Raw genomic sequence first — 26,289 nt, 5'->3', positions numbered from 1 at the left:
ATGCAAAACGAAAGATGGGATTATCTGCTCGGACGTTTTTATGATAAAACCTGCACGCCGCAAGAGCGGGAGGAATTAATGGAGGCCCTAAGGAACGCCATTCCCGGCGAACCAAATGATACCCTGCTGGATGACCTGATGGCCAAACATACTGTGGACGTTACACTGGAGCCGGCAGACGCAGAAGAGATCTATCAACAGATCAAACCAACTGTTCCCGTTAAAAGATTTATGCGCTGGTGGACTGCCGCCGCTGCTATTTTGCTGATAGCCGGCAGTGCTGTGTATTTCCTGTTACCCGAAAAACAGCAACCTGTGCAAACGGCAAAGATGGATGTGGCACCGGGCACCAATAAAGCCATCCTTACATTGGCCGATGGTTCCCAGGTAGCGCTGGATAGTACAGGCAGCCAGGTACTGCTACAGGGAAAAACCGCTATCAGCCAACAGGGAGGGGAGTTGGTATACAATGCAAAAGAAGAACTGGAACCAATATACAATACACTCTCCACACCAAAAGGAGGGCAGTTTAAGATCACACTGCCGGATAATTCTGTTGTATGGCTGAATGCCGCTTCTTCCATCCGTTTCCCCACTGTTTTTACAGGAAACGAAAGAAGCGTGGAAGTAACCGGCGAGGCCTATTTCGAAGTGAGTAAAGATGCCGCTAAACCTTTTAAGGTAAGGCTCTACAACAATACAGAAGTGAAAGTACTGGGCACACACTTCAATGTGAATGCCTACCAGGATGAGGAATATATCCAAACCAGCCTGCTGGAGGGTAAAGTGGAAGTAACGCAGGGCATGGAAAAAGTAATACTGAAGCCAGGTCAGCAGGCAAGCGGTATCACCGTGAGAGACCTCAGCACAATGGAAAGAACACAGGTGATCGCCTGGAAGAACGGGGTTTTCCATTTTGAAGGGAAAGACCTGGCGGAAGTAATGCGCCAGCTTTCGCGCTGGTACAATGTAGACGTAGTATATAAAGGAGCCATACCACGCAGGATCTTTGGAGGGGAGCTGTCACGCAGCCTATACCTCTCTGATATCGTGGAAGTAATGCAGGTAATGAAAGTAAACGTGAAGATTGAAGAAGGAAACAAGCTGGTCGTAATGCGATAACAACCAAAGGAATTTACCAGAAAAAGAACCGCCCCGGGTGCAACCGGAGCGGCAGGTCGTCTGGTCAATAGAATAGAAAAAGTCTGGGTAAGACTGTTTATTAATCAACCATTCAACAGTACGAAAGTATGCAAATTAATGTGCTTTGTAAAGGCCATCCTATGCCGCGGCGTGTAGGACCAAAATCAACCATGGAAACGAGTGATAGCCATAGTTTCCTGATTAAAACACTGCGAATAATGCGTTTGACCGCTTTCTTCCTTATCGTTTTCTGCCTGCAGGTGTCTGCTAATAAAGGCACAGCGCAGACCATTACTTTGTCTGGCCAGGACCTGCCGCTGGCGCAGGTTTTCTCAGAAATAAAAAGACAAACAGGTTACCTGGTGTTTTACGATATGGAAGCTGTGAAAGCAGTAGCACCAATTTCCGTATCTGCTAAGAACCTTCCCCTGAAGCTCTTCCTGATAGAGGCACTTAAGAACAGTAAACTCGCATGGTCCATCAAAAACGGAAATGTGATCATCAGCGAGTTGGACCAACCTGCAGTAAAAGAAGTAGCTCCTGCTCCGGTAGAAGTGACAGGGATTGTGATGGGTACAGATGGGATCTACCTGCCGGGAGCCTTTATTAAAGTAAAAGGAACAAATAACGGAACTGCCAGTGATGGCAGTGGAAAATTCACGATCACAGCCAATGTAGGAGAAACTCTCGTGATCACTTTCATCGGATTTCAATCGAAAGAAGTGATTGTTCCAACCTCCAGAACGCTGCGGATCGTGCTGGAAAAATACGTTAGCAAATTGGATGAAGCTGTGGTACAGGCTTATGGTACTACCTCCAAAAGATTGAACACAGGTAATATTGATAAAGTATCTGGTAAAGACCTGAATGAAGCACCTGTGTCTGATCCGCTGGCTGCATTGGCAGGACGGGTACCAGGTCTGGTGATCACACAAAACACCGGTGTGGCAGGTTCTGCTTTCAAAGTACAGATCCGTGGCCGTACGCAGATTGATCAAAACAATGGTGCTTCGGATGAACCATTGTTTATTATTGATGGTGTGCCTATGGCCACTGGTAATAATAAAATAAGCCTGTTGAGCTCAGCCATTAATGGCAGCAGCGCCACTGTAGGTCTCAGTCCTTTTTATAGCATAAACATGGCTGACATAGAAAGTATTGAAGTGCTGAAAGATGCAGACGCTACCGCGATCTATGGCAGCCGTGGTGCAAATGGAGTGATCATGATCACCACCAGGAGGGCCAAAGCAGGGGCTACCCGTTTTAATCTCAGAGCAGAAACAGGTGGCAGCCGTGTGAAATTGCCGGACCTGCTGAGTACAAAAGATTATGTAGCTATGCGGAAAGAAGCCTTCAGGAATGATAACAAGGCCATGACCACTGCTAATGCATATGATCTGTTGCTCTGGGATACCACGCGTGATAATAACCTGGCGAAACAATTGATCGGCGGCACGGCAACCATGACAAATATCCAGGGAACATTATCCGGAGGGAATAATCTTGTTCAATTCCTAGTGGGTGGAGGATATTTCAGGGAAACAGATGTCTATCCCGGAACATTCCCCAATTCCAGGGCCTCCGCTAATTTCAATATCACCTCCCGCTCTGCAGATCAGAAATTCACAGCTGTTGTCAGTGGTAATTTCACGTCTGCACTTAATACTTCTACTTCTACAGACTTGGCAAGCAAACTGGTGCTTCCGCCGAATTTTCAGATCTATGATTCACTGGGTGGTTTGATGTGGAATGAAAAAGGTGTTGCCTCAGATAACCCGCTTGCCTATATGTTATCAAAATACACAGCGAAAACAGATAACCTGAATGCCAACGTCAACCTGTCCTATAATATCCTGAAAGGATTGTACATCCGAAGTAACATTGGTTATAACCAGGTAAAAGTGGATGAACTGGCTATCACGCCTAAGACGGCGATAAATCCTAATTCGGCGGACTTGGGCAGGGCCAGGTTCGGTAACAATAATTTTAAAAGCTGGATCGTAGAACCGCAGATCGATTATAATACATACATCGGTAAAGGTTCATTGAATGTATTGGGTGGTGCAACTTTTCAAAGCCAGCGTAATAATGGATACAGCTTCGGGATCAACGGATATACAAGCGATGAATTCCTGGGCTCATTGATAGGGATCCCTGCTACGGCGTTTGTCAATCCAAGCAGTGTGCTGAATGAATATAAATACCAGGCATTCTTTGGACGGCTTACGTATAATTACAGTAATAAGTACTTAGTGAATTTTTCCGGAAGAAGAGATGGTTCCAGTCGTTTTGGACCGGATTTCCGTTTCTCTAACTTTGGTGCAGTAGGGGCCGCATGGCTCTTTAGTAATGAAGATTTCATGAAAACATTTCCTGCGATCAGCTATGGTAAATTGAGAGGTAGTTATGGCATAACAGGGAATGACAAGATCGGCGAATATAAATACATCGATTCTTATACCGCTAATGCATTCTATCCTACTTACAAGGATTCTGCCGCCTTTACGCCTACCAGCCTGTTTAAACCGGACCTTCACTGGGAAAAGAACCTGAAGCTGGAATTTGCACTGGAATTGGGTTTCCTGCAAGATCGTATCTTATTCACAGGAGCATGGTACCGTAACCATTCCAGTGATCCGTTGGTAGATTATCCTTTGCCCCTCACTACTGGTTTTACCAGCATCACCGCTAACCTTGCAGGTGTGTTACTGGAAAACAAGGGATGGGAGTTTTCACTGAATACTACCAACATTCGCAGCAAAGATTTCAACTGGACCACCAACTTTAATTTCTCTGTTCCTAAGAATAAATTACTGCGTTTCCCTAACCTGAGCCAAACCAGTTATGCCTCCAAATATATTATAGGGCAACCACTAAACCTGGTTTTTGTTAGCAAGAACCTTGGCGTAGATCCCCAAACAGGGTTGTATGTGGTGGAAGACCTGAATAAAAACGGTACCTACCAGGTATCGGCGGTAGGTGGTGATCTGCAACCACTCTTTAATACAGATCCGAAGTTTTACGGCGGCATGCAGAATAATTTCAGCTATAAAGGTTTTCAACTGGGTGTTTTCCTGCAATTCAGCAGCCAGAAGGGCAGGAACTGGCTGGCTTCTCTTGCTTCATCCGGCTTCATTCCTATACCGGTCGGTGGTTTACAAAATGTGCCCTATATCGCACTGAACCGCTGGCAGAAACCTGGTGATATAACACCTTACCAGAAGTTTACAACAAACGTTACAACCCCTACGAATGGATTGACGGGATCGACTGCTGTCAGTACCTCCGATGCTACCTATTCGGATGCTTCCTATCTGAGATTAAAGACATTATCCCTATCCTATGATCTTCCCGGCAGTTGGTTGAAGAAGATCAAAATGAACAGCGTGCGGGTATATGTACATGCACAGAACCTGTTCACTTTCACCAGGAACAAGGACAGCGATCCGGAAACGGCCTTCATGTTCAAGCTGCCGCCATTACGTACCATCACGGCAGGTATACAAGTGAATATTTAAACTGATCAATTGAAAAAAATGAAACGATATAAAATATTAATGGCAGGAGCGCTTATGCTAACCGCTGCTGCTGCCTGCAACAAATTTGTGGAGGTACCTTTACCCATCACCCAACTGAACACATCTGCAGTGTTTGCAGATGATGGGAAAGCAAACTCAGCTATACGGGGTATCTATGCCAGCACGCAGGACGGTTGGGCAACAGGGCCTTTTTCAGGAGGGTTGGCTACTAATCTTGGGGTGGCATCTGATGAATTTGTCCGGCTTACGTATTCCGTGGAGCAACAGCAATTCTTTGAATTCAAACTGACCAACACTAACAGCACTGTAAGTGGTTCATTCTGGGGGCCGTTATACAACATGATCTACCAGTCAAATATTTTGTTGGAAAATGTTGCAAAGTCATCCGGCGTTACACCAAAAACAAAGGATCAGTTATTGGGTGAAGGCCGTTTCCTCAGAGCATTGAGCTATTTCTACCTCGTAAATTGTTTTGACTCAGTTCCCTTGTTGCTTACATCAGATTACCGTACCAATGCATTGGCATCAAGATCGGCCCCGGAAAAAGTATGGGCGCAGATAGCAGAAGATCTTTTATTTGCACAGGAAAAAACCGGGGAAGCCTATACTAAGGAGGGTGTTAGGATCCGCGCCAATAAATGGACGGCAACCGCATTGCTGGCAAGGATGTATCTGTACAGAAAGAACTGGGCAGAAGCAGAAAAACAAGCCAGCGCAGTGATCTCTGCTGGTCCGTATAAACTGGATTCCCTGAATGGCATTTCTTTGCTCACTTCTCCGGAAGCGATCTTCCAGTTTGCTGGTGGCGGTGCAAACATCTATACGGTAGAGGCAGGTAGGTTATCCAGTAATATTAATCCCACTACCAATGCTCCGTTTCGTTTAAGTACATGGTTGCTGGCTTCTTTTGAACCGGGTGATCAGCGGAGGATAAAGTGGACAAGGACAGGTCCTGATGGGTTCCCCGGATTTCTTAAATATAAGGTATTTAGCAATATACAGGCAGGTGCAAAAGCAGAAGGTACCATCATGTTCCGCCTCGCAGAACAGTATCTCATTCGCGCAGAAGCAAGAGCACAACAGAACAAACTCGCAGATGCCATTGCAGATATTGATTCAATCCGTTTCCGCGCAGGTTTGCCATTGATCAAAAATACCAATCCTGATATCAGCCAGGTAGATCTGCTGCAAGCCATCTACAAAGAGCGATTTACAGAATTATTCGGTGAACTCGGCCATCGCTGGTTTGATATCAAACGTACCGGCCAGGCAGATGCTATTTATAATGCGCATAAAACAGGCTGGAATACCACCAATCTGAACCTGCCCATTCCGTTTGCAGAAAGACAAAAGAATCCAAATCTCAGTCAAAATCCCGGCTACGAATAAGCAAAAAATAAAATAATGAAACAACTCATCATCATCATATCTCTCCTGACGCCATTCACGAGTTTCGGACAACAAAAGGAATACCGCCTGAAAGGCCATATCAGTAACTGGAAAGGCCAGGATTCCATCGCCCTGATCTATACAAAAGATAATCAGATTGCGATCGACACGATCATTGTAACAGATGGCCGTTTTGAGATCAAAAAGGATTTCAAAGAGCCAACGTTGATCGGCCTCCGTTCCATGCGCCCGATGAAAAAGAACGAGATCGCTGATAACAAGCGGTTCTATTTAGAACCGGGTTTAATTTTGCTGGAAGGAACAGACTCTGTTAAAACCAGCGTGCTTAAAGCTCATCAGGTGAATGCAGATAATCAGGAACTGGAAAACGCTACTTCACCGATCCTGAAAAGACTGGGCGTATTGAGAACAACCGCTATAGCCACTCCAAAAGAGAAACGAGAGGAACCAGCGTTCAAAGAACTGGAAAAAGAATACGCCGCCTTGCAGGATTCTTTTAAACAGGTAAACATCCGTTTCGTAAAAGAACATCCGAAGTCGTTCATTTCCCTGGTAGCTATTAATCAACTCGCAGGCGCAACAATGAATTATCCGGTAACCGCACCTTTGTTCGAAAAACTGGATGCATCCCTGAAACAATTGCCTACAGGAAAAGAATTGGGAGGAAGACTGGAAGTAGCAAAGAAAACAAAAATAGGCACCATAATGCCTTCCTTTACCTCACTGGATACAGCCCGGAATGAACTTCATTTGAATGATGTAGTTAGCAAAGGAAAAGTAACACTGGTAGATTTCTGGGCCAGCTGGTGTGCTCCCTGCCGTGCAGAAAATCCCAATGTGGTGAAAGCCTTCAACTCCTTTCATGGAAAAGGTTTTGAGATCATCAGTGTATCACTGGATGACAATGCACAACGCTGGAAAGATGCGATCGTGAAAGATGGCATGCCCTGGTACCATGTGTCCGGATTAAAGAAATGGGAGGAACCGGTAGCTGTATTTTTTGGAATCAATGCAGTGCCGGATAATTTCCTGCTGGATGCAAAAGGAAGGGTAGTGGCTCGTGGCCTCAAAGGAGAAGCCCTGTATAAAAAGATAGAAGAGATGACCCGCTAAGCAATAATATCCGAATGGAAACCGCTGGTTCTAAGGGGCCGGCGGTTTTTTTATAGTAGAAAGTTATTTATATTGGGATTATATCTCTTAACCCATTCCCTTAATTAAATAACTATGAAAGCAATTAAAAAAGCATGTTTCGCAATAGGCGCATTGTTTGTTGGACTTCAAGCCTATGGCCAAGTAACTGAAGCTGAAGTTACAAAAGCCGGTACATATTCAGATAGTGAAGGTGATTTTAATACAGCAGGATTAATGAGCCGGTCCTTCTTAGGAACGCTGGGTAGGAGTGCAGGAGTGTTTAATGCCCCCTTGACCACTGACTGGTGGAGTGTAATTAATGTCAGGCATCGGAATGGAGGAGGCGATGGAAATATCTGGGGCTCTCAAATAGCGATCGGTATGAGTGCATTTACGGACCGGATGTTTTTCAGAGGACAGTATAATGGTAACTGGAGCGGTTGGAGGGAAGCATTTACCGCTGCGAGTCCTGTCGTTTTAATTAATAATGCAGTGCATGACGGTACCTCTGCTCTTCAGGTGAACGGTACGATCAGGACTAATGCAGCGGTCGCCATAGCCAAAGAAGGCTCTTCAGGAATAAGTTCCCAGCTTTATTTAATGAATAATACCGGTTCCAGGGCATTCAACATGCAATTAACAGAAGGGGATTACCCTGGTCTTGGTATGTGGCGTTTTTCTGATGGTTATTGGTATGAAGCAATGAGAATAGGCGCTAATGGAAATGTGGCCATCGGTACTACTGATCCAAAAGGACATAAACTGGCAGTAGCTGGCAGCATTATTGCAGAAAAAGTGAAAGTAAAGATGTTAGCCAATTGGCCTGACTTTGTATTTGATGCAAATTATAAACTTCCATCTTTGCAACAACTGGAAGCATTTATTATAACTAATAAACATTTGCCTGAAATTCCGTCTGCAAAAGAAATGGAAGAAAATGGACATGATCTGGGGGAAATGAATAAAAAGCTTTTGCAGAAGGTGGAAGAGCTAACCTTATACCTGATCGACCTGCAAAAGCAGGTTAACAGCCAAAAAGAGGAGATTAAGTTGTTGAAAAAACAATAATAATAAAGGAGCCGCCTCTGCAACAAGAGGAGGCTCCTTTATTTATAATTCTTTCGCCTAACTCTGTTTTCTCACATACTTCGTAAGGATCACAATCACCTGCCCTTCTATCTTACCTTCGATCTGTTCCGTATTATCTTCTACCAGTTTAATATTCTTCACCACTGTACCCATCTTCGCATTCAGCGTACTACCTTTCACATCCAGTGATTTAGTTAAAATGACAGTATCACCTGTTTGCAGTTGATTACCATTCGCATCTTTATGAAGATCCACTGTGCCATCATTATCATGATCTCCGGTAGCTTTAGCCCAGGTTAGTGTTTCATCAGTGAGATACATCATGTCCAGGTTCTCCATGGCCCAGCTTTCCTGTTTTAAACGGTTCAGCATCCGCCAGGATACTACCTGTACAGCTGGCACCTCGCTCCACATGGCTTCTGATAGCACACGCCAGTGATTGCTATCTAATTCCTCTTTCTTCTCAATCTGTGCCAGGCATTTCGCACAAATCAGGATGCTGTTATCCCGATTGCTGCTGGTCTCGGGTGGTACCTCATATGTTTTAAGGTTAGCTTCGCTCTGGCAAAGCTGGCATTTGTTACTCATCATATTACTTTAAAAATGTGCGCTAAGGTAAGGATATCATTCCAATACCTCACATAGGCTTGACATAGGCTCAAGATAGGCTATTTGTGTGCAATTGATACCCTTAAGGGGTGTTTTACGACAGGTTAATCAGCAGTCAGGCTTTTAGCCGGATTGGCCAGCGCAGCTTTAATAGAAAGGAAACTGATGGTAAGTATAGCAATAGACACAGCTATTAACCCGGAAACCAGGAAAACCATCCAGCTGATAGTAGTCCTGTAAGCAAAGTCATCCAGCCATTTGCTCATGGCATACCATGAAACCGGAACAGCGATCAGGATAGCAATCAGCACCAGGAGGATAAAGTCTTTTGTAAGCAGACTGATGATACTGCTTACACTGGCTCCTAAAACTTTTCGTACACCTATTTCACGTGTACGCACCTGGGCAGTATAGGCCGTAAGCCCCAGTAATCCCAGGCAGGATATTAGAATAGCAATGGCCGCAAATGAATTGAAGAGCATACTTCTTCCCTGTTCTGCCTTGTAAATATCATTGAACACTTTGTCCATAAAAGAATACTGAAAATCTACACCAGGATTCTGCTGGTCCCATATGGCTTTGGCAGCAGCTATCGCTTTTTCTGCGTCTTTACCGGTTGTTCTCACAAACACGGTATTGTTCTGCTGAGGTTTGGAATAAAATACCGCCGGTTGGATCTCTTTTTTTAAGGAGGCAAAATGAAAGTCTTTCACCACACCAATAATAGTTCCTTCCACTTCCCATAATTTAAACCGTTTCCCCAAAGGATCTTTGATCCCCGTTTGTTTCACTGCTGTTTCATTCAGGATGTAGTGATTGGAATCAGCCAGGGTACCAGAGAAATTGCGGCCCTCCAGTAATTGCACTTTGAAGAAAGGAATAAATTCTTTATCAACGCTTAAAGGATACATCATTAAGGTCTGATCTGCGCCTTTCCCATCCCAGGAGTTGTTACCACTTTGGGCACCTAGCATAGCAATATATCCGTTTGCCTGTGTTACACCTGATACCCCAGGTGCATTCATTAATTGGTTCCTGATGGCTTCCGCATGTTCATTGGCATCGCGGAGCCAGAAGGAGAATACATGGGTTTTATCATAACCCAGATCTTTTGTCTGGATATATTTTAACTGCTGACGGATAATGATAGTACCGGTGATCAATCCTACAGAAATGGTGAATTGGCTTACCACCAGTACCTTTCGGAAGGTAACACCCTTAATACCGGAAGATACTTTCCCTTTCAAGGCCCTGATAGGATCAAAAGATGACAATAGCATAGCAGGATAAATACTGGATGCAGCCAATGTTCCCAGCCCCGCTAATAATATCACCATCCAGATATGATAATCTGCAAAATTGATGACCATTTCCTTTCCTGATATTTTGTTGAACAAGGGCAGTGCTACATAGATCAATACCAGGCTCAGCAATAAGGAAAAGAGGAAGAGGATCGTTGTTTCTATAATGAACTGGAAGAATAACTGGATGCGCATAGCTCCAAAGATCTTTCGCATGCTCACTTCCTTGAAGCGAAGCATAGACCGGGAGGTAGAGAGGTTCACATAATTAATGCAGGCAATGATCAGGATCAGCAATGCAATAATTGTGAAAGTACGTACCGTGCTGATACCGCCATTAGTACCATCTGCCTGGTACAAATGCATATCCCCTATCTTCTGTAACAGGTATTTGATGTCTGTATCCTTTGGCCGGTTGGTAAGATGTATGGAACGGAGCTTATCTGAAAGCGTATTGGTATTTGTGCCGGGCTCCAGAAGCAGATAGGTGAAGAAATTATATTCATCCCAATTTTCATTGATACTCCCTTTCCTGGTGGCATATTTCACTTTGTTCATCAGTTCCATGGGAAAGAACATATCTCCCTGGATGCTGGAGTTCAGTGGAAAATCTTTGATAACGCCACTTACAGTGAAGCTCTCTTTATTATCCCCCAGGATCACTTTGCCGATGGGATCTGCATCGCCAAAATAACGTTTGGCCGTTTTTTGTGTGAGCACTACTGTGTGCTCATCTGTAAAAGGATGTTTGTTATCTCCGGCAATCAGTTTAAAATCAAATATTGAAAAGAAGGAGGGATCAACCAGGAAAGTATTTTCTTCAATGAACACTTTATCTCCCGCCCTGTAATTGGCATGGAAATAATTATTCGTGATGCGTGCGAATGCTTTCACTTCCGGCAACTGTGTTTTGCCGGATGGAGCAATGGGGGCATTGGTTACCGTCCAGATCTGTACACTGCTGCCGGTACCCACGCGGTTTTGCAAACGGTAGAGCTGATCAGACTGCTGATGGAATTTATCAAAACTCAGTTCGTCCTGCACCCATAACAGGATCATAATACCAATAGCTAAACCGGCTGTTAATCCGGTAATATTAACCAGCGAGTAGAATTTATTCTTCAGCAGATTGCGCCAGGCTGTTTTAAAGTAATTTGCGAACATACCTTTCCCGTTGAGTGATGAAGGTACCGAACAAGAAAAGGGCCAGTAAATAAATGATTGATTATCAGTATGGAGTGATTCAGGGATGTTCGGTTTTGATACACGCAGCGTCCGCTTCTGTACTTCTCTGTTTTCTGTTCAGGGTAAAGCTGAATTCTTCCGTACCAACTAATAGGTTCCTTGAGGAATTGCTTCAGACCACATTGATCAATGGACCTCCATCATGTGCTTTAAGTGTTCCAAACGGGCTGACCGGTAATCCCTGTGCTCTCAGGAGATCTTCAAATTCTGCAATGCCTTCCGGTGCAACCGCCACCAATAATCCACCACTTGTCTGCGGATCGGCAAGCACATATTTTTGGGTATCAGAGAGCGGCCCTATTTTCTGGCCATAGCTGATCCAGTTACGTTGTGTGCCACCAGGAAAACAGTTTTTTTCCAGGTAATAAGGCAGTGAAGAGATCATTGGTACCTTATCAAATTCAATAGTGGCAGACAAATTGCTCCCCTCGCACATTTCAGCCAGGTGCCCCAGTAAACCAAAACCAGTAACATCTGTCATCGCTTTTACGCTGTTCAATTCTGCAAATGCGGCTCCTGCTTTATTGAGAGTGGTCATACTTTTTACTGCCAGCACTGCATCTTCAGGAAGCAGCAGCCCTCTTTTTTGTGCTGTGGAAAGTATACCCACACCCAATGCTTTTGTAAGATAGAGTTGGCACCCCGTAGTAGCTGTTGAATTCTGTTTCAGTTGAGGAATGTTCACAAGACCATTTACTGCCAAACCAAACACAGGTTCCGGGCAATCAATACTATGCCCTCCCGCAAGCGTGATACCCGCTTCTGCACAAATAGCCCTGGCTCCTTCCAGCACCTTTTGTGCAGTTTCGGGTGGAAGTTTTTCAATAGGCCAGCCCAGGATAGCTATGGCCAGTACTGGTTTCCCTCCCATTGCATATACATCGCTGATCGCATTCGCGGAAGCAATCCTGCCAAAGTCAAAAGGATCATCTACGATGGGCATAAAAAAGTCTGTAGTGGAAATAAGTGCAGCGCCATTGCCCAGGTCTAACACTGCAGCATCGTCCCTTTTGTCATTACCTACCAGTAAACGGGGATCGGAAGGCATGGCTGTTGTGCTATGAAGTATTTTATCGAGAATGGCAGGACTGATCTTGCAACCGCAGCCTGCCCCATGAGAGTATTGGGTGAGTTTGATGTCTTCCTTCATATGGTTGTTGCTTCTGAATGTGCAAAATCCAGAATTTTTATGGCATTTTGCATGAGATCATTATTTACGAGTTCTATTGGAAATACCTGGCTGGTATGCCTTCTGGATAATCCGGTACGGTATGTCTTATCATAATAAACGAGTACAAGCTGTATGAATTCGCTCATACGCCCTTCACGGATAGCAGCTACCGCTTTTTTTGTTTGCTCAGGTCCCAGGCGTTTATGGATCCGTTCTGTACATTCTACCAGGAAATCTTTATCCAATACACCATATTCCTGCACAAGGGTTTGTACCCTACGCTCATCCGGAACCTTGATATCGATCAGTATTGCAGCTTCCATCTGGTTCCAGAATGGTTTTGGGATAAAGCGTTTTCCTATGGTAAGGCTTTCGTCTTCTATCCATATTTTTCGTTGCTTATCCAGTTTTGCTAACTGGTCTGCAAGATTATTTTCAAACTGTTCCTGTGTAGGTTGTACCAGTTTATTCATTGTGCCGTAAGAGGAGCCCTGGTGCTGTGCAATCTCTTCCAGGTCTATCATCTGTTCTCCTAAAACCAGCATCTGGTGAAGGATCTTTGTTTTGCCTGAACCAGTTTTTCCACCTAATACAAGGAGTGGATACTTTTCTTCAAATTGTTCCAATACCCATCTGCGATAGCTTTTATAACCACCTTTTACCAGGTATACTTCAAAGCCATAAAGATCTAATGCCCAAGCCATGGCGCCACTACGCATTCCGCCACGCCAGCAATGCAATGCTATTTTTTTGGCGGGAGCCATTTTCAGGGCCTCTCTTACAAAACCTGACCATTTATTGCCTGTGAGATCAAACCCTAATAAGATAGCCGCTTCTTTTCCCTGCTGTTTATAGGTAGTGCCCACTTCTACCCGTTCTTCATTGCTGAATATGGGAAGATTAAATGCGCCGGGCATGTGACCATGCTCAAATTCCGCAGGTGTACGTACATCTGCCAGCGGAACATTTCCCTGTAATGCAATAAGATCTTTGATGGTAACCGCACGTATCATGCGTGCATATTAATTAAAAATTATTGAATTGTTCCTTTCAGCCGGTACCCGCAAACTTTAAATCCTGCTTTCAGTAAAGTGGCCTTTGAACGATGATTGCTGATATTACATCTGGCAGCGGGTACTCTTTTCAAAAGGTAGGCCTCTTTCTTCAACTCCTGTACGATCAGGCTGCCGAGGCCCTGTTGGCGGAAAGCTTCTTTTACCTGCATGTAGATATCTATGTATGGCATATTGTAACTCCAGACAAAACCTCCGCTGGCTACTATTTCACCATTCCTTTCCAGAATATAGGTGCTGTCATCATCTCCCATCACATCCGTTTCTTCCCTTTTACGAAAAGTAACACCGGGTATAGCAAGTGTACTGGTATAATCTTCATCAAACAAGATCGCTTCTGCTTGTATATTGGAGGTAAAACCATATAACAGGGACGTTAACAGGGGATCATTTGTCTGGCATTCAATTAAGGTAGCGCCACATGCTGCATGGAATAAAGGAAAGATCAGGTGTGCAGATCTTCTGTAGGGAGGAAGCAGGTAGAACTCAAAGATGGTATCCCTGTCTTCTCTTTTGTTTGTTCCCCAAACAGAGCCATAACCGATCTCTACCCCTTCTGTTGTAAAGAGGTAAGTATCTGCCCAGCCAAAATCATGACATTTGTTACAAACGAATTGAAAATTGCTTTCGTGCAGGAACAACGCCCGGAGTGGTTGAATGGTTTCGAGGCCGCATTTAGATACCTTTATTTCCATATTCATCAAGTTAAGCATTTTATTATATTAGCAGTATGGAACAGCTGATCATATCTGCAGTAACCGCCATCTTCAATGGTGCTGATGAACGTAACTGGCCCAAGGTGCAACAGGCTATGGCTGAAAATGTATACCTGGACTATTCCTCCCTTTCCGGGAATCCTGCCGCATCCATTCCTGCGGAACAGATTATAAATGCCTGGAAAAGTGTACTGCCTGGTTTTGATCGTACACATCACCAGTTGTCCGGCTTTGCTGTTACAATAGAAGGAGACACCGCTACCATTCATTTCAATGGAAAAGCTGATCACTTTATTGATCAGAATAGCTGGACGGTGGAAGGGACTTATGATGCAACAGCTGTAAAAGAGAATGATCAATGGCATGTGAGTGCCTTGAAACTTAACCTGCTCAAACAAAGCGGAGATCTGAGCCTTCCGGGAGAAGCGATGAAAAGGGTTTAAGCTTCTTTTTCAATGTTCTCTTCCGCAAGACTTCTGTTCCAAACAGGCTCTCTTCCGCAAGAAGCATAGAAAGAGATCTACGCTTCCTTTTCAAACAAACTCTCAATCAGTTTGATCTCTTCCGTATACATCGTTTTCTTCCGCTTCCCGAAATACAGCGTGTTCTCCATTACATTATTGCCCTGCCATACCTCTTTCACTTTCCCTGCTTTCAATTCATTGCGGCATAAAAAATCCGGGATGATGGCAAATCCTTTCCCTTCACTCAGGCAACGCACAATAGAACATTTGTTAGGTACAATATAATTAGGCTTGAAATCAGGATGCGTGGAAAAGTTCATATGCCAGAACTTCCGGAGGTTCTCTACATCTCCCGCAGAACTATACCAGATCTGTTGTTTTAACCATTGCTCTGCTTCCGCGAATTTCTTTGCTTTGATCAGCTTATCAAATGCTGCACTGTCTTGCTTCGCGCCGCCCACCAAAATGATCCTTTCCTTGGAAAAAGCTTTGTATTCCAGGTTCTGTTGATTACCTTTTTGCGGAGTAATGATGAGGTCCAGCAAACCTTTATCCAGGTCTTCCTGCATTTCTGTGTATTCTCCGAATTTGATGATGACATTGAAAGGCAGTGTGGAAATGTATTGCTCCAGTGTGAACTGAAATGTTTCCAGGCACATGCCCACACTGATCGTTGATTTATTGGTTTCTGAACTCTTATGGAAATGCTCTTCCGCCAGCTCCAGTTTGTTCACTGCCTCCAGGATATAGTTATATAATACCTTCGCACGCTCTGTAGGCACCATTTTACGGGCCGCCCTGTCGAACAGTTTATATCCCACATAAGATTCCAGTGAGTTCAAATGCAGGCTCACACCGGGTTGAGAGATATATAACGCTCTCGCGGAAACCGTAAGGGAGCCTGTTTCATAAATGGTTTTAAAGGTTCTGAACCACTCAAGACTAATCTGCATATCATCAGTTTTATGATACAAAGGTACTATTTTACTTATTATGATAATAATTGAAGAGGGTCTAGTTTTGCAGATGTAAAATCAAAAACATCATGCAACAAGGAAATATGGCAGCGGTGCTTCCAGCTCCGGCGCCAGCCAAAAAAGGCCTGCCCCCTGCGCTGTGGGCCTTAACGATCAGTGCTTTTGCTATCGGAACAACAGAGTTTGTAGCTGTGGGTATACTACCTACCATTGCGCAGAGCCTCCGGGTGAGTGTATCTTCTGCCGGGTTTTTGGTAAGCATTTATGCTTTGGGAGTAGCCATCGGAGGGCCTATCCTTACCGCCTTCACCAGCAATTTACCCAAGAAACCTTTACTGGTTTCCCTGATGGGTTTATTTGTATTAGGACATATCCTTTCAGCCATAGCCCCCACTTTCACTTTCTTACTCATCGCCCGTTTCATTTCTGGTTTTGCACATGCCGTATTCTTTGGCGTGGGAGCTACCATAGCCGCTACACTGGTTGCGCCGGATAGAAAAGCTACTGCTATTGCCATCATGTTTGCCGGCTTAACGATTGCCATTATTGTAGGAGTTCCCCTGGGAACCTTTATAGGACAGCATTTCGGATGGCGTTCCACTTTCATTGGTGTAGCTATCCTGGGAATCATCGGCTGCCTGGCCACCATGTTACTATTACCCAACAACCTCAAAAACGGACAGCCATTAAAACTGAAAGATCAGCTGAAAGTACTAGGGAACGGACACATCATTTTGGTATTAGCGATCACTGCATTTGGCTATGGCGGTACTTTTGTGGCCTTCACTTACCTGGCTCCGTTATTGGAAAAGGTTACGGGATTTTCAGCATCTGCTGTCAGCCTGTTATTATTGGTGTATGGTGTAGCCATTGCCTTAGGGAACGTGGTCGGCGGAAAATTATCCAACACTAATCCCGCAAAAGCGTTGATAAAGATGTTCGCTTTACAGGTGATCGTATTATTGATCTTTTCTTTCACCGCCTGGTTCAAAATAGCCGCAGTAATTACTTTATTCTTTATGGGAGGATTATCATTCTCCACCGTGCCGGGATTACAATTATACATTGTGCAACTCGCAGAAAAGTATTTACCCGGAACAGAAGACGTAGCATCTTCCTTAAATATATCCGCATTCAACCTGGGTGTTGCTTTAGGTGCTTACGTAGGAGGAATTGTAGTGGATGCGGCAGGACTTGGATTGCAGGCTACACCATGGGTAGGGGCATTGATTGTTTTATTGGGAGGAGTGCTCACAGTGGTGAGTTATAAAAAATTAGCCTAATTTCAATCCCCAAATGACCCATTCACCAGATACGATCAGAACCGTTAACGTGACCCGCTACGTCACACCACTTCGCGAAGGAGGTTCACTGCCTGCTATCGCAGAAGCAGACGATGGTTTTTTATACGTGCTCAAATTCCGTGGCGCAGGCCAGGGGATCAAAGCCCTCATTGCTGAATTGATCGGAGGAGAAACAGCCAGAGCGCTGGGCCTCAAAGTACCGGAACTCGTTTTCGCTAACCTGGATGCTGCATTTGGCCGTACGGAGCCGGATGAAGAGATCCAGGACCTGAACAAAGCCAGCGTAGGACTTAACCTGGCTTTACATTATCTCTCCGGTGCCATCACATTTGATCCCACAGCATCTACTGTAGATCCTGCACTGGCTTCAAAAATTGTATGGCTGGATTGTTTTCTCACAAACGTGGACCGCACACCCAGGAATACTAATATGCTCATGTGGAACAGGGAACTGTGGTTGATAGATCATGGAGCTGCACTGTATTTTCATCATTCCTGGTCTAACTGGGAAGAACAATCCAAACGGCCCTTTGTGCAGGTAAAAGACCATGTGTTATTGCCATGGGCAACTGAACTGGATGTTGCAGATGCAGCATGCAGGGCTATTCTGACAAAAGAACGCATTCACGCAATCGTATCAATGATCCCGGACGAATGGCTATTGGCTAATGAGCAGGTAACTTCTGCGGAAGAAGGCAGGAAGGTATACGAACAGTTCCTGGAATCCCGTATCGCATCCTCTGAAATATTTGTAAAAGAAGCACAACATGCAAGAGCAGCACTTATTTGAGTACGCCGTTATAAGGATCGTGCCAAGAGTGGAACGGGAAGAATTCCTCAATGTTGGTGTGATCCTCTACTGCAAGAAGTTAAACTTCTTACAGGCCATGTTTGCTTTGAATGAAGAAAAGCTGCGCGCTTTTTGTAGCGACATAGACCTTGCCGAAGTGAAAACATATATTCAGTCCTTTGAAAATATCAGCAAAGGCGGAAAGGAAGCCGGGCCTATTGGTAAATTAGACCCTGCCTCCCGTTTCCGCTGGCTCACTGCCACACGCAGTACTATTCTTCAATCTTCAAAAATTCATCCCGGCTTCTGTAAGGACCCGCTGGAAACACTTACACGTTTACATACTCAGTTGGTATTGTGAGCCAACCGCAGGTATTTCCCTGTGAGTGATCCTTCTGCCTGCAAAATATCCCGCGGTGTTCCTTCGAAAATGATCTGACCGCCTTTGTGGCCTCCTTCCGGCCCAATGTCTATGATCCAGTCTGCATTGCGGATCACATCCAGGTTGTGTTCTATTACTATCACCGTGTTGCCGCTATCTACCAGCCGGTTCATGATGAGCAACAGATGTTCAATGTCAGACATATGCAGCCCGGTAGTAGGTTCATCCATTACATACAAACTTCCTTTCTTATGCAATTCACTGGCCAGTTTCAGCCGCTGACATTCTCCGCCGGATAAAGTACTGAGGGGTTGCCCGAGGGAGAGATAATCAAGCCCCACATCATGAATGGCCTGCAACTTTGTCTGGAGCTCTTTCTTCTGGAAATAAGTAAGCGTCTCCGCTATGGTCATTTCCAGCACATCGCTGATGGACTTTCCATTCAGTTTATATTGTAATACTTCTTCCTGAAAACGTTTTCCACCGCATACTTCACAAGGCGTGGTAATGGTTTCCATAAAAGCAAGGTCCGTTACGATCACTCCTAATCCGTTACAATTTTTGCAGGCTCCTTTTGAATTGTAACTGAACATGGAAGGGCTCACTTTATTCGCCGTGCCAAACAGTTGACGGATGGTATCCATGATCCCGGTGTAAGTACCTGCATTGGAACGTACATTCGCACCCACCGCAGATTGATCTATCACAATGGCTTCCGGATGTTGCTGAAGAAAGAGTTCATTGATCAGGGTACTTTTGCCGGATCCCGCTACACCTGTTACAACGGTAAGCACACCTTCTGGAATATCCACGGATACATCTTTCAGATTATGCAACGAGCTCTTTGCAATATGGATCTTTCCTTTCGCGGAACGGAAAGAAGACTTGATAGGCAAAGCATGTTTAAGGTATCGCCCGGTTAAAGTATCTGCCTGCAAAAGCCCTTCATAACTTCCTTCATATACAATATGCCCTCCATGGGAACCAGCCTCTGGCCCTACATCCACAATATGGTCCGCAATTTTGATCACGTCCGGATCATGCTCTACCACAATCACTGTATTACCTTTGTCCCGCAACTGCTGCAAAAGATCATTGAGCCGGTGTACATCCCGGGGATGTAATCCTACACTGGGTTCATCGAAGATGTATAGCATATCGGTAAGACTGCTGCTCAGGTGCCGCACCATTTTAACCCTTTGGGACTCTCCGCCGGAGAGGGTAGTGGTTTCCCTGTCCAGGCTCACATAATCCAGCCCTATATCCACAAGGGCCTGTAACCTTTCCTGCAATCCTGTAACAATAGGTGTAACACTGGGGTCGTTGATGGTGGAGATCACTTTGATCAGTTCATCTACCTGCATGGCCGTCATATCTGCCATATTGTATCCATCGATCATGCAGGCCAGGATGGTTGGATTGTAACGTGCGCCATCACAGGCAGTGCAGGTTACCGTGGTCATGTAAGGTTCTACTCTCTTGCGGGTGGAATCTGCCATGGCACCATCTTTTTTGATATAGAGCCGGTCGAATTTATCGATCAGTCCTTCATAGGTTAGTGATAGTTCACCACCGATATCTACTTTCGCAGGCTCGCCGTAGAGCAGCTTTTGCCATTCTTCCGGGCTGTAGTCATTCAGCTTTTTGTCGTTATCAAAGTACCCGGAGAGCGCATACACTTTCCAGTACCAGGTACCCACAGCAAAAGCAGGGAAAGTGATAGCTCCTTCGTTGAGGGATTTTGTTTTGTCCAGGAACAGTTTGAGGTTCAGGCCTACTTTTCTGCCAATGCCCTGGCATTCCGGACACATGCCGCCGGGATCATTAAAAGAGAAAATGTGTGCCGGGCCTGTAGCAGGCTGCCCTACCCTGGAGAACAGCACACGCAGTAAGGGATTGATGTCTGTAATAGTTCCCAGTGTGGAACGGGAGTTGCCACCCAATCGTTTTTGATCCACTACAATGGCCGTAGAAAGATGTTTGATATCATCTACTGCGGGCCGGCTGTATTTGGGCAGGAAATTACGGATGAAGGCAGTAAAGGTTTCATAGAGTTGCCGCTGCGCTTCATTGGCAATGGTATCAAAAACGATCGAGGATTTACCGGAGCCTGAAACGCCGGTGAAAATAGTGATCTGTTGCTTTGGAATGCGCAGAGATACATTTTTCAGGTTGTTTTCCCTGGCTCCTTCAATGATGATGTGGTTTGAATGCATGGCCCAAAGTTGCAGAAAGATGCAAACGGCCCGGCTATCCGAAACGGATTTTAAACCATGCGAAAAGGATTAAAGCTAACGGCTGTAGGTTTCCACCCAGTTCCTGAATTCGCCTTCAACCAATACGAGATTGGCCGGTACAGCGAGTCCCAGGTCATGCCCTGCACCAGCAATAGTTACCAGTTTGTGGGTGTAGCCGAGCTGTGTTAAATGGTTCTTCAGCAATTCTGCCTGGCTGTAAGGAACGGTCATATCTACTGTTCCATGCATTAACAGGCTGGGAATATTTTTAGCCTGTTTCAAGGGACTGGCCGCTGCAAATTTTGGATCCAGCGGCTGGCCTGGAACATAAGTAGCGCCGGCCAGGGCATTTATTACTCCGCCAAGACCAATACTGGCAGCATAATTCAGCATGGGGAGGTCCGTAAGGTCTGTTGGCCCTGCCAAGGAAATGATGCCGCTGATCCTGTTATCTGTATCATATTTATAGCCGTAAAGTAAAGCCATATGTCCTCCTGCACTGGCGCCACTGATGATGATCTTAGTGCTGCGGGTATTCCATTCCCCTGATTTGGACGCGCAATAAGTAACTGCTTTGTGCACATCCTCCATTAACTGCTCATAATGCACCGTGGCATTCACAAAGCGGTAGCTCATGGACATACTGGCGAAACCCCTTGTCAGCAGCAGGTCCTGGAACCCGTGCATATCTTCTTTATTACCTGCTGTCCATGCCCCACCATGAATAAGGATCACAAAAGGCGTGGCGGCAGTTCTGTTCTTTGGAAGATAAACATCCATTTTGTTGCGGGCATCTGCACCATAGGAGATGTTCAGCATTTTGGCTTCTTCCGTTGAAGCAGGAGGCGCCGGGGTTTCATTTTTTGTGCAGGCGGAGGATACAAACAACCATCCTGCCAGGATGAGGGTAATGTACTTCATAGACATAAATGTAGAAAAATCATGCCAACTGTCGTAAATTTAAAGTACTGAAAAATCCATCATCATGAAACACCTGCTCTTTCTACTGCTGATCGCTACTGCAGCATGTAACAATGCCGCTAAACAACCCGAAAAAGAAGAAACGAAACTAAAGGAAGAAAATATCACCTACACGGGAGATGGTGTGCAAATGAATGGCTTCCTGGTGTATGAGGATAAAGACTCCATCCGCCCTGCTGTACTGGTTGTGCACGAATGGGATGGCCTCAATGATTATGCAAGATACAGGGCTAGGGAACTGGCCAAACTGGGTTATGTAGCCCTGGCAGTGGATATTTATGGAAATGGTAAAACCGCTCCCAATCAGGACAGTGCCTTATCCTATTCATTACCTTTCTACGAAAACCCGCCCATGGCACAGCGGCGTATAGATGCAGCCATTGCCAAAGTGAAAACATACCCGCAGGTGGATACCAATAATATTGCTGCGGTGGGATATTGTTTTGGTGGCGGTATGCTACTGAATAGTGTTCGCCTGGGCACTCCGTTGAAAGCGATCGTGAGTTTTCATGGAACTTTGGTAGGCACACCTGCTAATAAAGATCTTTTAAAAGCAGACATACTGGTTTGCCAGGGAGGAGATGATCCTTTCGTAACGCCGGAAGAAGTAGCGAAGTTCAGGAAACAAATGGATTCCATCGGCGCGCGCTATACTTTTAAAGTATACGATAGTGCAAGGCATGGGTTTACAAACCCGGCGCATACTAATCATGAAGAGCCTGTGTTGTACAATGCAAAAGCAGACAGCGCTTCCTGGAAGGATATGATCAGTTTCTTTCAACAGACGATAACGAATAAATAACAGCCATGTGAAGATTATTTCGCAACTTTTGCTTCAGTCGTTTAGGCTTACTGAAAATATCTGATTGGCTTACAAAATCTTTACTGGATTGTGATAGTCCAGGATGTCAATACCTTCTCTCATTTGGGAGAAGGTATTTTTTGTTTTAGTATATTAGCATAATTCCCGTTTAAAATGAAAACTATGACGAGTAGCAATAACATGCTGTCCCGCCGTAACTGGCTGGGCTTTATCACTACTGCATCCATCTTTGCCACAGGCACTAAAGTATTCGGCACTCCTGCTCCTGAAGCAGCCCCTACTTCCGGTATTTATAATGTGCGGGATTTTGGTGCACAGGGTGATGGTGTAACCCTGGATACCAAAGCCATCCAGTCTGCCATCAACACCTGTGCACAGGCCCAGGGAGGAATGGTCCTTATTCCACCAGGCACATTTGTTACCGGTACCCTTGAATTAAAAAGTAACGTTACCCTGCACATTGCTGCACAAGGGAAGATATTGGGCACGGGAGATGGTAAACAATATTATGCTGCCGAAGCGATACCCACAAAAGGAGAATGGACGATGGGAGATGGTAACGTGGGGCTCATCTTTGCCGCCAATGCAGAGAATGTAAGCATTGAAGGCAAAGGCACTATTGACGGGCAGGGGGTGTTATTTAAAAGCGCCATAAAAGGAGAAACCCCGCCTGCAGGCATCAGTGGCAATAAACGTCCGCATCATCTCCTTTTCTATAAATGCAAAAACCTCTCGGTTAAAGACATCTTTCTTACCAATAGTGCATATCATTCCGTGCGTGTTTGTGTTTGCAAAGAGGTGAAACTGGATGGCGTACGCATCCACAGCCGGGTGATCCATAATAATGATGGGTTCCACTTTATCAGTAGTGAACATGTGCACGTCAGTAACTGTGATGTAAAGTGCCAGGATGATGCCTGTGCGCTTTTTGGCAGTAATAAATATGTGACCATCACCAATTGTACCTTCAGTACAAGATGGTCTGTTTTCCGCTTTGGTGGAGGATATTCAGAAAATATAACGGTATCCAACTGTCTCATCTATGAAACATATGGCTGCCCCATTAAAATGAGATGTGATCATTTATCTCATTTCGAAAACATCTCCTTCTCCAATATCGTTATGCAGGGAGTTACGGGTCCTATCTCCATTGGCCTTGGTCCGCAACGCCCCCAACCGGGAGAAGTTTTGCCGAAGCCGGGTATTGTGAAGAATATTTCCTTTTCCCACGTCCGTGCAACAGTTGTGAAACCTTTGCCCCTGACAGAATCACTGCAGGATAGTAAATACAACCCCGGAGAAATGTTATCCTGCATTATCCTCAACGGCATGGATGAGGGATTCCTGGAGAATATCTCTTTTGATGATGTGCATATCACTTTCCCCGGTGGCGGTACTGCAGAACAAGCTGCGGTTAGAGATGTACCCAAAGTCGCCAGCGAATATTATGTGATAGGGGTACCACCGGCCCATGGTATTTTTGCCCGCAACGTCAAAGGACTGACCCTGAACAATGTAAGGCTGCAGACGCAAACACCCGATCTTCGTCCCGCTATGATACTGGACCATGTAAAGGATGCTACATTGAATGGTTGTGGTGTAACAGGGATTAATGAGGTGGTAAGGTGCATAGATGTACAGGATGTATTATTCCAAAGCCCCCGCGTATTAAACCCTTCAAAAATATTCTTACAGGTGGAAGGAACGGCTAACAGGAATATAAAAATAGACGGAGGTGACCTGTCCAAAGTAAACACTCCTTTGGCGGGCGCATGGAAGGAAATTGTTAAATTGAGGGACTAAAACCATTCCTCATGGCTTTCAATGAAAAAATGGCCGACCGGGTACGCGAAATGATTGCTGCTGTAGAAGGAAATGTGGAAGAAAAGCGAATGTTCAGCGGCCTCTGTTTTATGGTGAACGATAAAATGTGCGTGGCTGTCAGGGAAAGCAGCATCATGGTAAGAATAGATCCTGTGATGTTTGAAGAGATAGTGGGAAAAGAAGGTGTAGGGCCCATGGTACATAACGGACGGGAGATGAAAGGGTATTTCTTTGTGGATGAAGAAGTGTTAAAAACTAAAAAACAATTGGCCTACTGGGTGAATTTAGCCCTGGAGTTTAATAAGTTTGCAAAGTCTTCGAAAAAGAAGAAATGACCTATGAAATATTTGATGATCCTGGCGGGCTTTTGTTTGGCTGCCTGTAACAATTCACCTGCTCCTGCCATCGTAAAAGACAGTACTGTTATCCTTGCTGATGATACAGTGATTAAAACTTTAACAAATCAGGTCGAAATTATAGCTGCAGACACAGCAACAAGGATCAATTTCCCGGAATTTAAAATTGTGCTGGCTCCTTTAGCGGCCAGTTCGGAGGGTGAGATCGAGAATGATACCGTTTATTGTGTAGCTGCGCCTGGTGAAGCCATAGAAGAAGCCAGGATCTATATAACATCAAGCCAGTTGACGGACATCAAAGTAGAAGAACAGGCGCAGACCCGGCTGTCCATTTCCTGGGAAGAAAGCTATTATGAATTCTCCGAATGGAAATATGGTTATACAGGATGGGAGGAATTGTTGATGAATGAAGATAGTGCTTATGTAACCAGATCATACAGCCTGGAAGAACTCAGTGTTTTTCCTGAGGTGACAATGGAAGAGGTAAAAGCGGCAATAGACGGTGCTGAAAAGGATGCATGGCTGGAAATCATCAAAAACGCAAAAACAATAAGAGACGAGCCGTTTGAAATATTTGGAGATACTTTTCTTCTGCGTGTTTCCGGCAAACGTAAAGATGACGGTAGAACCGTTACTAAAATAATAATAATTCAGTTAGCATCAGGATGTTAAAAAAGGTATTAAAACGAATAGGATGGGCGTTACTCACGCTGTTTCTGCTGGTGAATATCTTCGCCGCTTTTCACGCGTATAAGTTTACCCATTTTACAGATACCAAAGCCCCTAAAACAGATCCCCGCAAACTATCATTTGCCGGCAAAATGAAAACGATCTGTTTTGGTGTAGATAACCCACGCCCTGTTAATAAAAGAACACCTGCACAACCCTTTGAAACAATTCAGCTGCAAAGCCATGAACGGATAGAATGCTGGTATATTAAAACCCCTCAGCCCAAGGGTACCGTGATCATCTTTCATGGTTACAGCGGGCAGAAGTCTTCCATGCTGGATAAGTCGGATGAATTCCTGGGCATGGGTTACAACACGCTGCTGGTGGATTTTATGGGCTCGGGAGGTTCCGGAGGAGATCAAACCACTATTGGTTATAAAGAAGCAAGAGATGTAAAGGCGGCATATGATCACCTGCAGACTATAGGAGAGAAAAACATTTACCTCTTCGGCACTTCACAAGGGGCAGCGGCTATCTTAAAAGCCATGCATGATTACCCCATCAGTCCTAAAGCAATTATCATTGAATGTCCTTTCGCCACATTGTACCAGGCTGCAGCTGCTCGTTTCAGAGCAGTAGGCGTACCTGTTTTTCCACTCACCAGTTTCCTCGTGTTCTGGGGTGGCGTGGAAAACGGCTTCTGGGGTTTTGCGCACAAGCCAGTAGAATATGCCCGCTCTGTTAAAGTGCCCACGCTCTTATTCTACGGAGAAAAAGATGAACGTGTGGCCAGGCAGGAAATAGACGATGTGTTCAAAAACCTCAGAGGCAAAAAACAACTGGTGACCTTCAAAGAAGCAGGGCATACAAATTACTTAAAGCGATACCGCAATGAATGGCATACAGCCACCAGTCAGTTTTTAATGACCAACTAAATTGGAGCGCAGGGATTTGTCTTTCACTACAAAGGATAGAAACCGAGAAAACGACGAACATCTATAATCGAAAATTCGGTTTTGCGCCTAGGGGGCAGCAAAACCGATTTCTTGTAA

General features: G+C 45.0%; 22 protein-coding genes. 14 read left to right on the top strand and 8 right to left on the bottom strand.

Translation table 11 applies throughout. The features are described 5' to 3' along the window. The 5 genes from AAHN97_RS21275 (at position 1) to AAHN97_RS21255 (ending at position 8,294) form a co-directional block, all read left to right on the top strand. On the top strand, positions 1–1,122 hold the full coding sequence (locus tag AAHN97_RS21275; RefSeq protein ID WP_343304104.1) for a FecR family protein: 1,122 nt from the start codon (positions 1–3) through the stop codon (positions 1,120–1,122). A gap of 239 nt (positions 1,123–1,361) precedes the next feature. Beyond that, complete coding sequence (locus AAHN97_RS21270; RefSeq protein ID WP_343304103.1) at positions 1,362–4,661, top strand: SusC/RagA family TonB-linked outer membrane protein; 3,300 nt, start codon at positions 1,362–1,364, stop codon at positions 4,659–4,661. 18 nt (positions 4,662–4,679) lie between these two features. Further along, on the top strand, positions 4,680–6,071 hold the full coding sequence (locus AAHN97_RS21265) for a RagB/SusD family nutrient uptake outer membrane protein (RefSeq protein WP_343304102.1): 1,392 nt from the start codon (positions 4,680–4,682) through the stop codon (positions 6,069–6,071). 15 nt (positions 6,072–6,086) lie between these two features. Beyond that, positions 6,087–7,205, top strand: coding sequence for a TlpA disulfide reductase family protein (locus AAHN97_RS21260; RefSeq protein WP_343304101.1), 1,119 nt, complete (start codon positions 6,087–6,089; stop codon positions 7,203–7,205). A gap of 114 nt (positions 7,206–7,319) precedes the next feature. Further along, positions 7,320–8,294: a pyocin knob domain-containing protein gene (locus AAHN97_RS21255; protein ID WP_343304100.1), complete on the top strand. Its 975-nt coding sequence runs from the start codon at positions 7,320–7,322 to the stop codon at positions 8,292–8,294. A 57-nt stretch (positions 8,295–8,351) separates the two neighbouring features. On the opposite strand, the gene AAHN97_RS21250 is transcribed toward AAHN97_RS21255, so the two are convergent. The 5 genes from AAHN97_RS21250 to AAHN97_RS21230 form a co-directional block, all read right to left on the bottom strand. Then, positions 8,352–8,903 (bottom strand): PhnA domain-containing protein, encoded by a 552-nt coding sequence (locus AAHN97_RS21250; protein WP_343304099.1) that lies wholly within the window; start codon positions 8,901–8,903, stop codon positions 8,352–8,354. A 125-nt stretch (positions 8,904–9,028) separates the two neighbouring features. Further along, positions 9,029–11,389 carry an ABC transporter permease gene (locus tag AAHN97_RS21245; RefSeq protein ID WP_343304098.1) on the bottom strand — a complete coding sequence of 787 codons (2,361 nt, stop codon included), beginning with the start codon at positions 11,387–11,389 and terminating at the stop codon, positions 9,029–9,031. A gap of 193 nt (positions 11,390–11,582) precedes the next feature. Then, a complete protein-coding gene (gene selD, locus AAHN97_RS21240) occupies positions 11,583–12,620 on the bottom strand; it encodes a selenide, water dikinase SelD (RefSeq protein ID WP_343304097.1) in 1,038 nt (345 codons plus the stop codon). Continuing rightward, positions 12,617–13,654 (bottom strand): tRNA 2-selenouridine(34) synthase MnmH, encoded by a 1,038-nt coding sequence (gene mnmH / locus AAHN97_RS21235; RefSeq protein ID WP_343304096.1) that lies wholly within the window; start codon positions 13,652–13,654, stop codon positions 12,617–12,619. The genes selD and mnmH overlap by 4 nt, the downstream gene beginning before the upstream one ends. 20 nt (positions 13,655–13,674) lie before the next feature. Further along, a complete protein-coding gene (locus AAHN97_RS21230) occupies positions 13,675–14,409 on the bottom strand; it encodes a GNAT family N-acetyltransferase (protein ID WP_343304095.1) in 735 nt (244 codons plus the stop codon). A 35-nt stretch (positions 14,410–14,444) separates the two neighbouring features. Here AAHN97_RS21230 and AAHN97_RS21225 point away from each other — a divergent pair, with 35 nt between their 5' ends. Beyond that, entirely contained in the window at positions 14,445–14,873 is a 429-nt protein-coding gene (locus AAHN97_RS21225) for a nuclear transport factor 2 family protein (RefSeq protein ID WP_343304094.1), read from the top strand. Positions 14,874–14,950: 77 nt separating this feature from the next. Here AAHN97_RS21225 and AAHN97_RS21220 read toward each other — a convergent pair whose 3' ends face one another. Next, complete coding sequence (locus AAHN97_RS21220; RefSeq protein WP_343304093.1) at positions 14,951–15,847, bottom strand: LysR family transcriptional regulator; 897 nt, start codon at positions 15,845–15,847, stop codon at positions 14,951–14,953. A gap of 92 nt (positions 15,848–15,939) precedes the next feature. Here AAHN97_RS21220 and AAHN97_RS21215 point away from each other — a divergent pair, with 92 nt between their 5' ends. The 3 genes from AAHN97_RS21215 to AAHN97_RS21205 are packed head-to-tail and all read left to right on the top strand — an operon-like array spanning position 15,940 to position 18,326. Further along, entirely contained in the window at positions 15,940–17,154 is a 1,215-nt protein-coding gene (locus tag AAHN97_RS21215) for an MFS transporter (protein ID WP_430516951.1), read from the top strand. A gap of 13 nt (positions 17,155–17,167) precedes the next feature. Next, positions 17,168–17,965, top strand: a complete 798-nt coding sequence (locus AAHN97_RS21210) for a HipA family kinase (RefSeq protein WP_343304092.1) — start codon at positions 17,168–17,170, stop codon at positions 17,963–17,965. Beyond that, positions 17,943–18,326, top strand: coding sequence for a DUF3037 domain-containing protein (locus AAHN97_RS21205; RefSeq protein WP_343304091.1), 384 nt, complete (start codon positions 17,943–17,945; stop codon positions 18,324–18,326). The genes AAHN97_RS21210 and AAHN97_RS21205 overlap by 23 nt, the downstream gene beginning before the upstream one ends. Here the strand turns inward: AAHN97_RS21205 and AAHN97_RS21200 are convergent. Together AAHN97_RS21200 and AAHN97_RS21195 are read right to left on the bottom strand one after the other, a co-directional pair. Next, the gene (locus tag AAHN97_RS21200) at positions 18,311–20,563 is read right to left on the bottom strand and encodes an excinuclease ABC subunit UvrA (RefSeq protein ID WP_343304090.1); all 2,253 of its coding nucleotides are present in this window, start codon (positions 20,561–20,563) and stop codon (positions 18,311–18,313) included. The genes AAHN97_RS21205 and AAHN97_RS21200 overlap by 16 nt on opposite strands. Before the next feature lie 75 nt (positions 20,564–20,638). Then, positions 20,639–21,505: an alpha/beta hydrolase gene (locus tag AAHN97_RS21195; protein WP_343304089.1), complete on the bottom strand. Its 867-nt coding sequence runs from the start codon at positions 21,503–21,505 to the stop codon at positions 20,639–20,641. A 64-nt stretch (positions 21,506–21,569) separates the two neighbouring features. Here AAHN97_RS21195 and AAHN97_RS21190 point away from each other — a divergent pair, with 64 nt between their 5' ends. The 5 genes from AAHN97_RS21190 to AAHN97_RS21170 all read left to right on the top strand — a co-directional run bounded on the left by AAHN97_RS21190 (position 21,570) and on the right by AAHN97_RS21170 (position 26,172). Beyond that, complete coding sequence (locus AAHN97_RS21190) at positions 21,570–22,367, top strand: dienelactone hydrolase family protein (protein WP_343304088.1); 798 nt, start codon at positions 21,570–21,572, stop codon at positions 22,365–22,367. A gap of 183 nt (positions 22,368–22,550) precedes the next feature. Then, positions 22,551–24,191, top strand: a complete 1,641-nt coding sequence (locus AAHN97_RS21185; protein ID WP_343304087.1) for a glycoside hydrolase family 28 protein — start codon at positions 22,551–22,553, stop codon at positions 24,189–24,191. Between the two features lie 11 nt (positions 24,192–24,202). After that, a complete protein-coding gene (locus AAHN97_RS21180) occupies positions 24,203–24,547 on the top strand; it encodes a TfoX/Sxy family protein (RefSeq protein WP_343304086.1) in 345 nt (114 codons plus the stop codon). Positions 24,548–24,550: 3 nt separating this feature from the next. Then, positions 24,551–25,240 carry a hypothetical protein gene (locus tag AAHN97_RS21175; protein ID WP_343304085.1) on the top strand — a complete coding sequence of 230 codons (690 nt, stop codon included), beginning with the start codon at positions 24,551–24,553 and terminating at the stop codon, positions 25,238–25,240. Next, positions 25,234–26,172, top strand: coding sequence for an alpha/beta hydrolase (locus AAHN97_RS21170; RefSeq protein ID WP_343304084.1), 939 nt, complete (start codon positions 25,234–25,236; stop codon positions 26,170–26,172). The genes AAHN97_RS21175 and AAHN97_RS21170 overlap by 7 nt, the downstream gene beginning before the upstream one ends. Positions 26,173–26,289: the final 117 nt, after the last annotated feature.

The sequence above is a fragment of the Chitinophaga niabensis genome (assembly GCF_039545795.1).
In the GTDB taxonomy this organism is placed as follows: Bacteria; Bacteroidota; Bacteroidia; order Chitinophagales; family Chitinophagaceae; genus Chitinophaga; species Chitinophaga niabensis_B.
Note: the sequence above shows the minus strand (reverse complement) of the source record. Positions and strands in the feature narration are given on the sequence as shown.

Excerpts from the sequence above, each read along its gene's own strand:
- AAHN97_RS21170 (WP_343304084.1), top strand. The coding sequence starts at position 25,234 with ATGTTAAAAAAGGTATTAAAACGAATAGGATGGGCGTTACTCACGCTG.
- selD (WP_343304097.1), bottom strand. The coding sequence starts at position 12,620 with ATGAAGGAAGACATCAAACTCACCCAATACTCTCATGGGGCAGGCTGC.
- AAHN97_RS21195 (WP_343304089.1), bottom strand. The coding sequence starts at position 21,505 with ATGAAGTACATTACCCTCATCCTGGCAGGATGGTTGTTTGTATCCTCC.
- AAHN97_RS21190 (WP_343304088.1), top strand. The coding sequence starts at position 21,570 with ATGAAACACCTGCTCTTTCTACTGCTGATCGCTACTGCAGCATGTAAC.
- AAHN97_RS21220 (WP_343304093.1), bottom strand. The coding sequence starts at position 15,847 with ATGCAGATTAGTCTTGAGTGGTTCAGAACCTTTAAAACCATTTATGAA.
- AAHN97_RS21210 (WP_343304092.1), top strand. The coding sequence starts at position 17,168 with ATGACCCATTCACCAGATACGATCAGAACCGTTAACGTGACCCGCTAC.
- AAHN97_RS21255 (WP_343304100.1), top strand. The coding sequence starts at position 7,320 with ATGAAAGCAATTAAAAAAGCATGTTTCGCAATAGGCGCATTGTTTGTT.
- AAHN97_RS21230 (WP_343304095.1), bottom strand. The coding sequence starts at position 14,409 with ATGGAAATAAAGGTATCTAAATGCGGCCTCGAAACCATTCAACCACTC.
- AAHN97_RS21245 (WP_343304098.1), bottom strand. The coding sequence starts at position 11,389 with ATGTTCGCAAATTACTTTAAAACAGCCTGGCGCAATCTGCTGAAGAAT.
- AAHN97_RS21265 (WP_343304102.1), top strand. The coding sequence starts at position 4,680 with ATGAAACGATATAAAATATTAATGGCAGGAGCGCTTATGCTAACCGCT.
- AAHN97_RS21185 (WP_343304087.1), top strand. The coding sequence starts at position 22,551 with ATGACGAGTAGCAATAACATGCTGTCCCGCCGTAACTGGCTGGGCTTT.
- mnmH (WP_343304096.1), bottom strand. The coding sequence starts at position 13,654 with ATGATACGTGCGGTTACCATCAAAGATCTTATTGCATTACAGGGAAAT.
- AAHN97_RS21270 (WP_343304103.1), top strand. The coding sequence starts at position 1,362 with ATGCGTTTGACCGCTTTCTTCCTTATCGTTTTCTGCCTGCAGGTGTCT.
- AAHN97_RS21205 (WP_343304091.1), top strand. The coding sequence starts at position 17,943 with ATGCAAGAGCAGCACTTATTTGAGTACGCCGTTATAAGGATCGTGCCA.
- AAHN97_RS21275 (WP_343304104.1), top strand. The coding sequence starts at position 1 with ATGCAAAACGAAAGATGGGATTATCTGCTCGGACGTTTTTATGATAAA.
- AAHN97_RS21260 (WP_343304101.1), top strand. The coding sequence starts at position 6,087 with ATGAAACAACTCATCATCATCATATCTCTCCTGACGCCATTCACGAGT.
- AAHN97_RS21250 (WP_343304099.1), bottom strand. The coding sequence starts at position 8,903 with ATGAGTAACAAATGCCAGCTTTGCCAGAGCGAAGCTAACCTTAAAACA.
- AAHN97_RS21215 (WP_430516951.1), top strand. The coding sequence starts at position 15,940 with ATGCAACAAGGAAATATGGCAGCGGTGCTTCCAGCTCCGGCGCCAGCC.
- AAHN97_RS21175 (WP_343304085.1), top strand. The coding sequence starts at position 24,551 with ATGAAATATTTGATGATCCTGGCGGGCTTTTGTTTGGCTGCCTGTAAC.
- AAHN97_RS21180 (WP_343304086.1), top strand. The coding sequence starts at position 24,203 with ATGGCTTTCAATGAAAAAATGGCCGACCGGGTACGCGAAATGATTGCT.
- AAHN97_RS21225 (WP_343304094.1), top strand. The coding sequence starts at position 14,445 with ATGGAACAGCTGATCATATCTGCAGTAACCGCCATCTTCAATGGTGCT.
- AAHN97_RS21200 (WP_343304090.1), bottom strand. The coding sequence starts at position 20,563 with ATGCATTCAAACCACATCATCATTGAAGGAGCCAGGGAAAACAACCTG.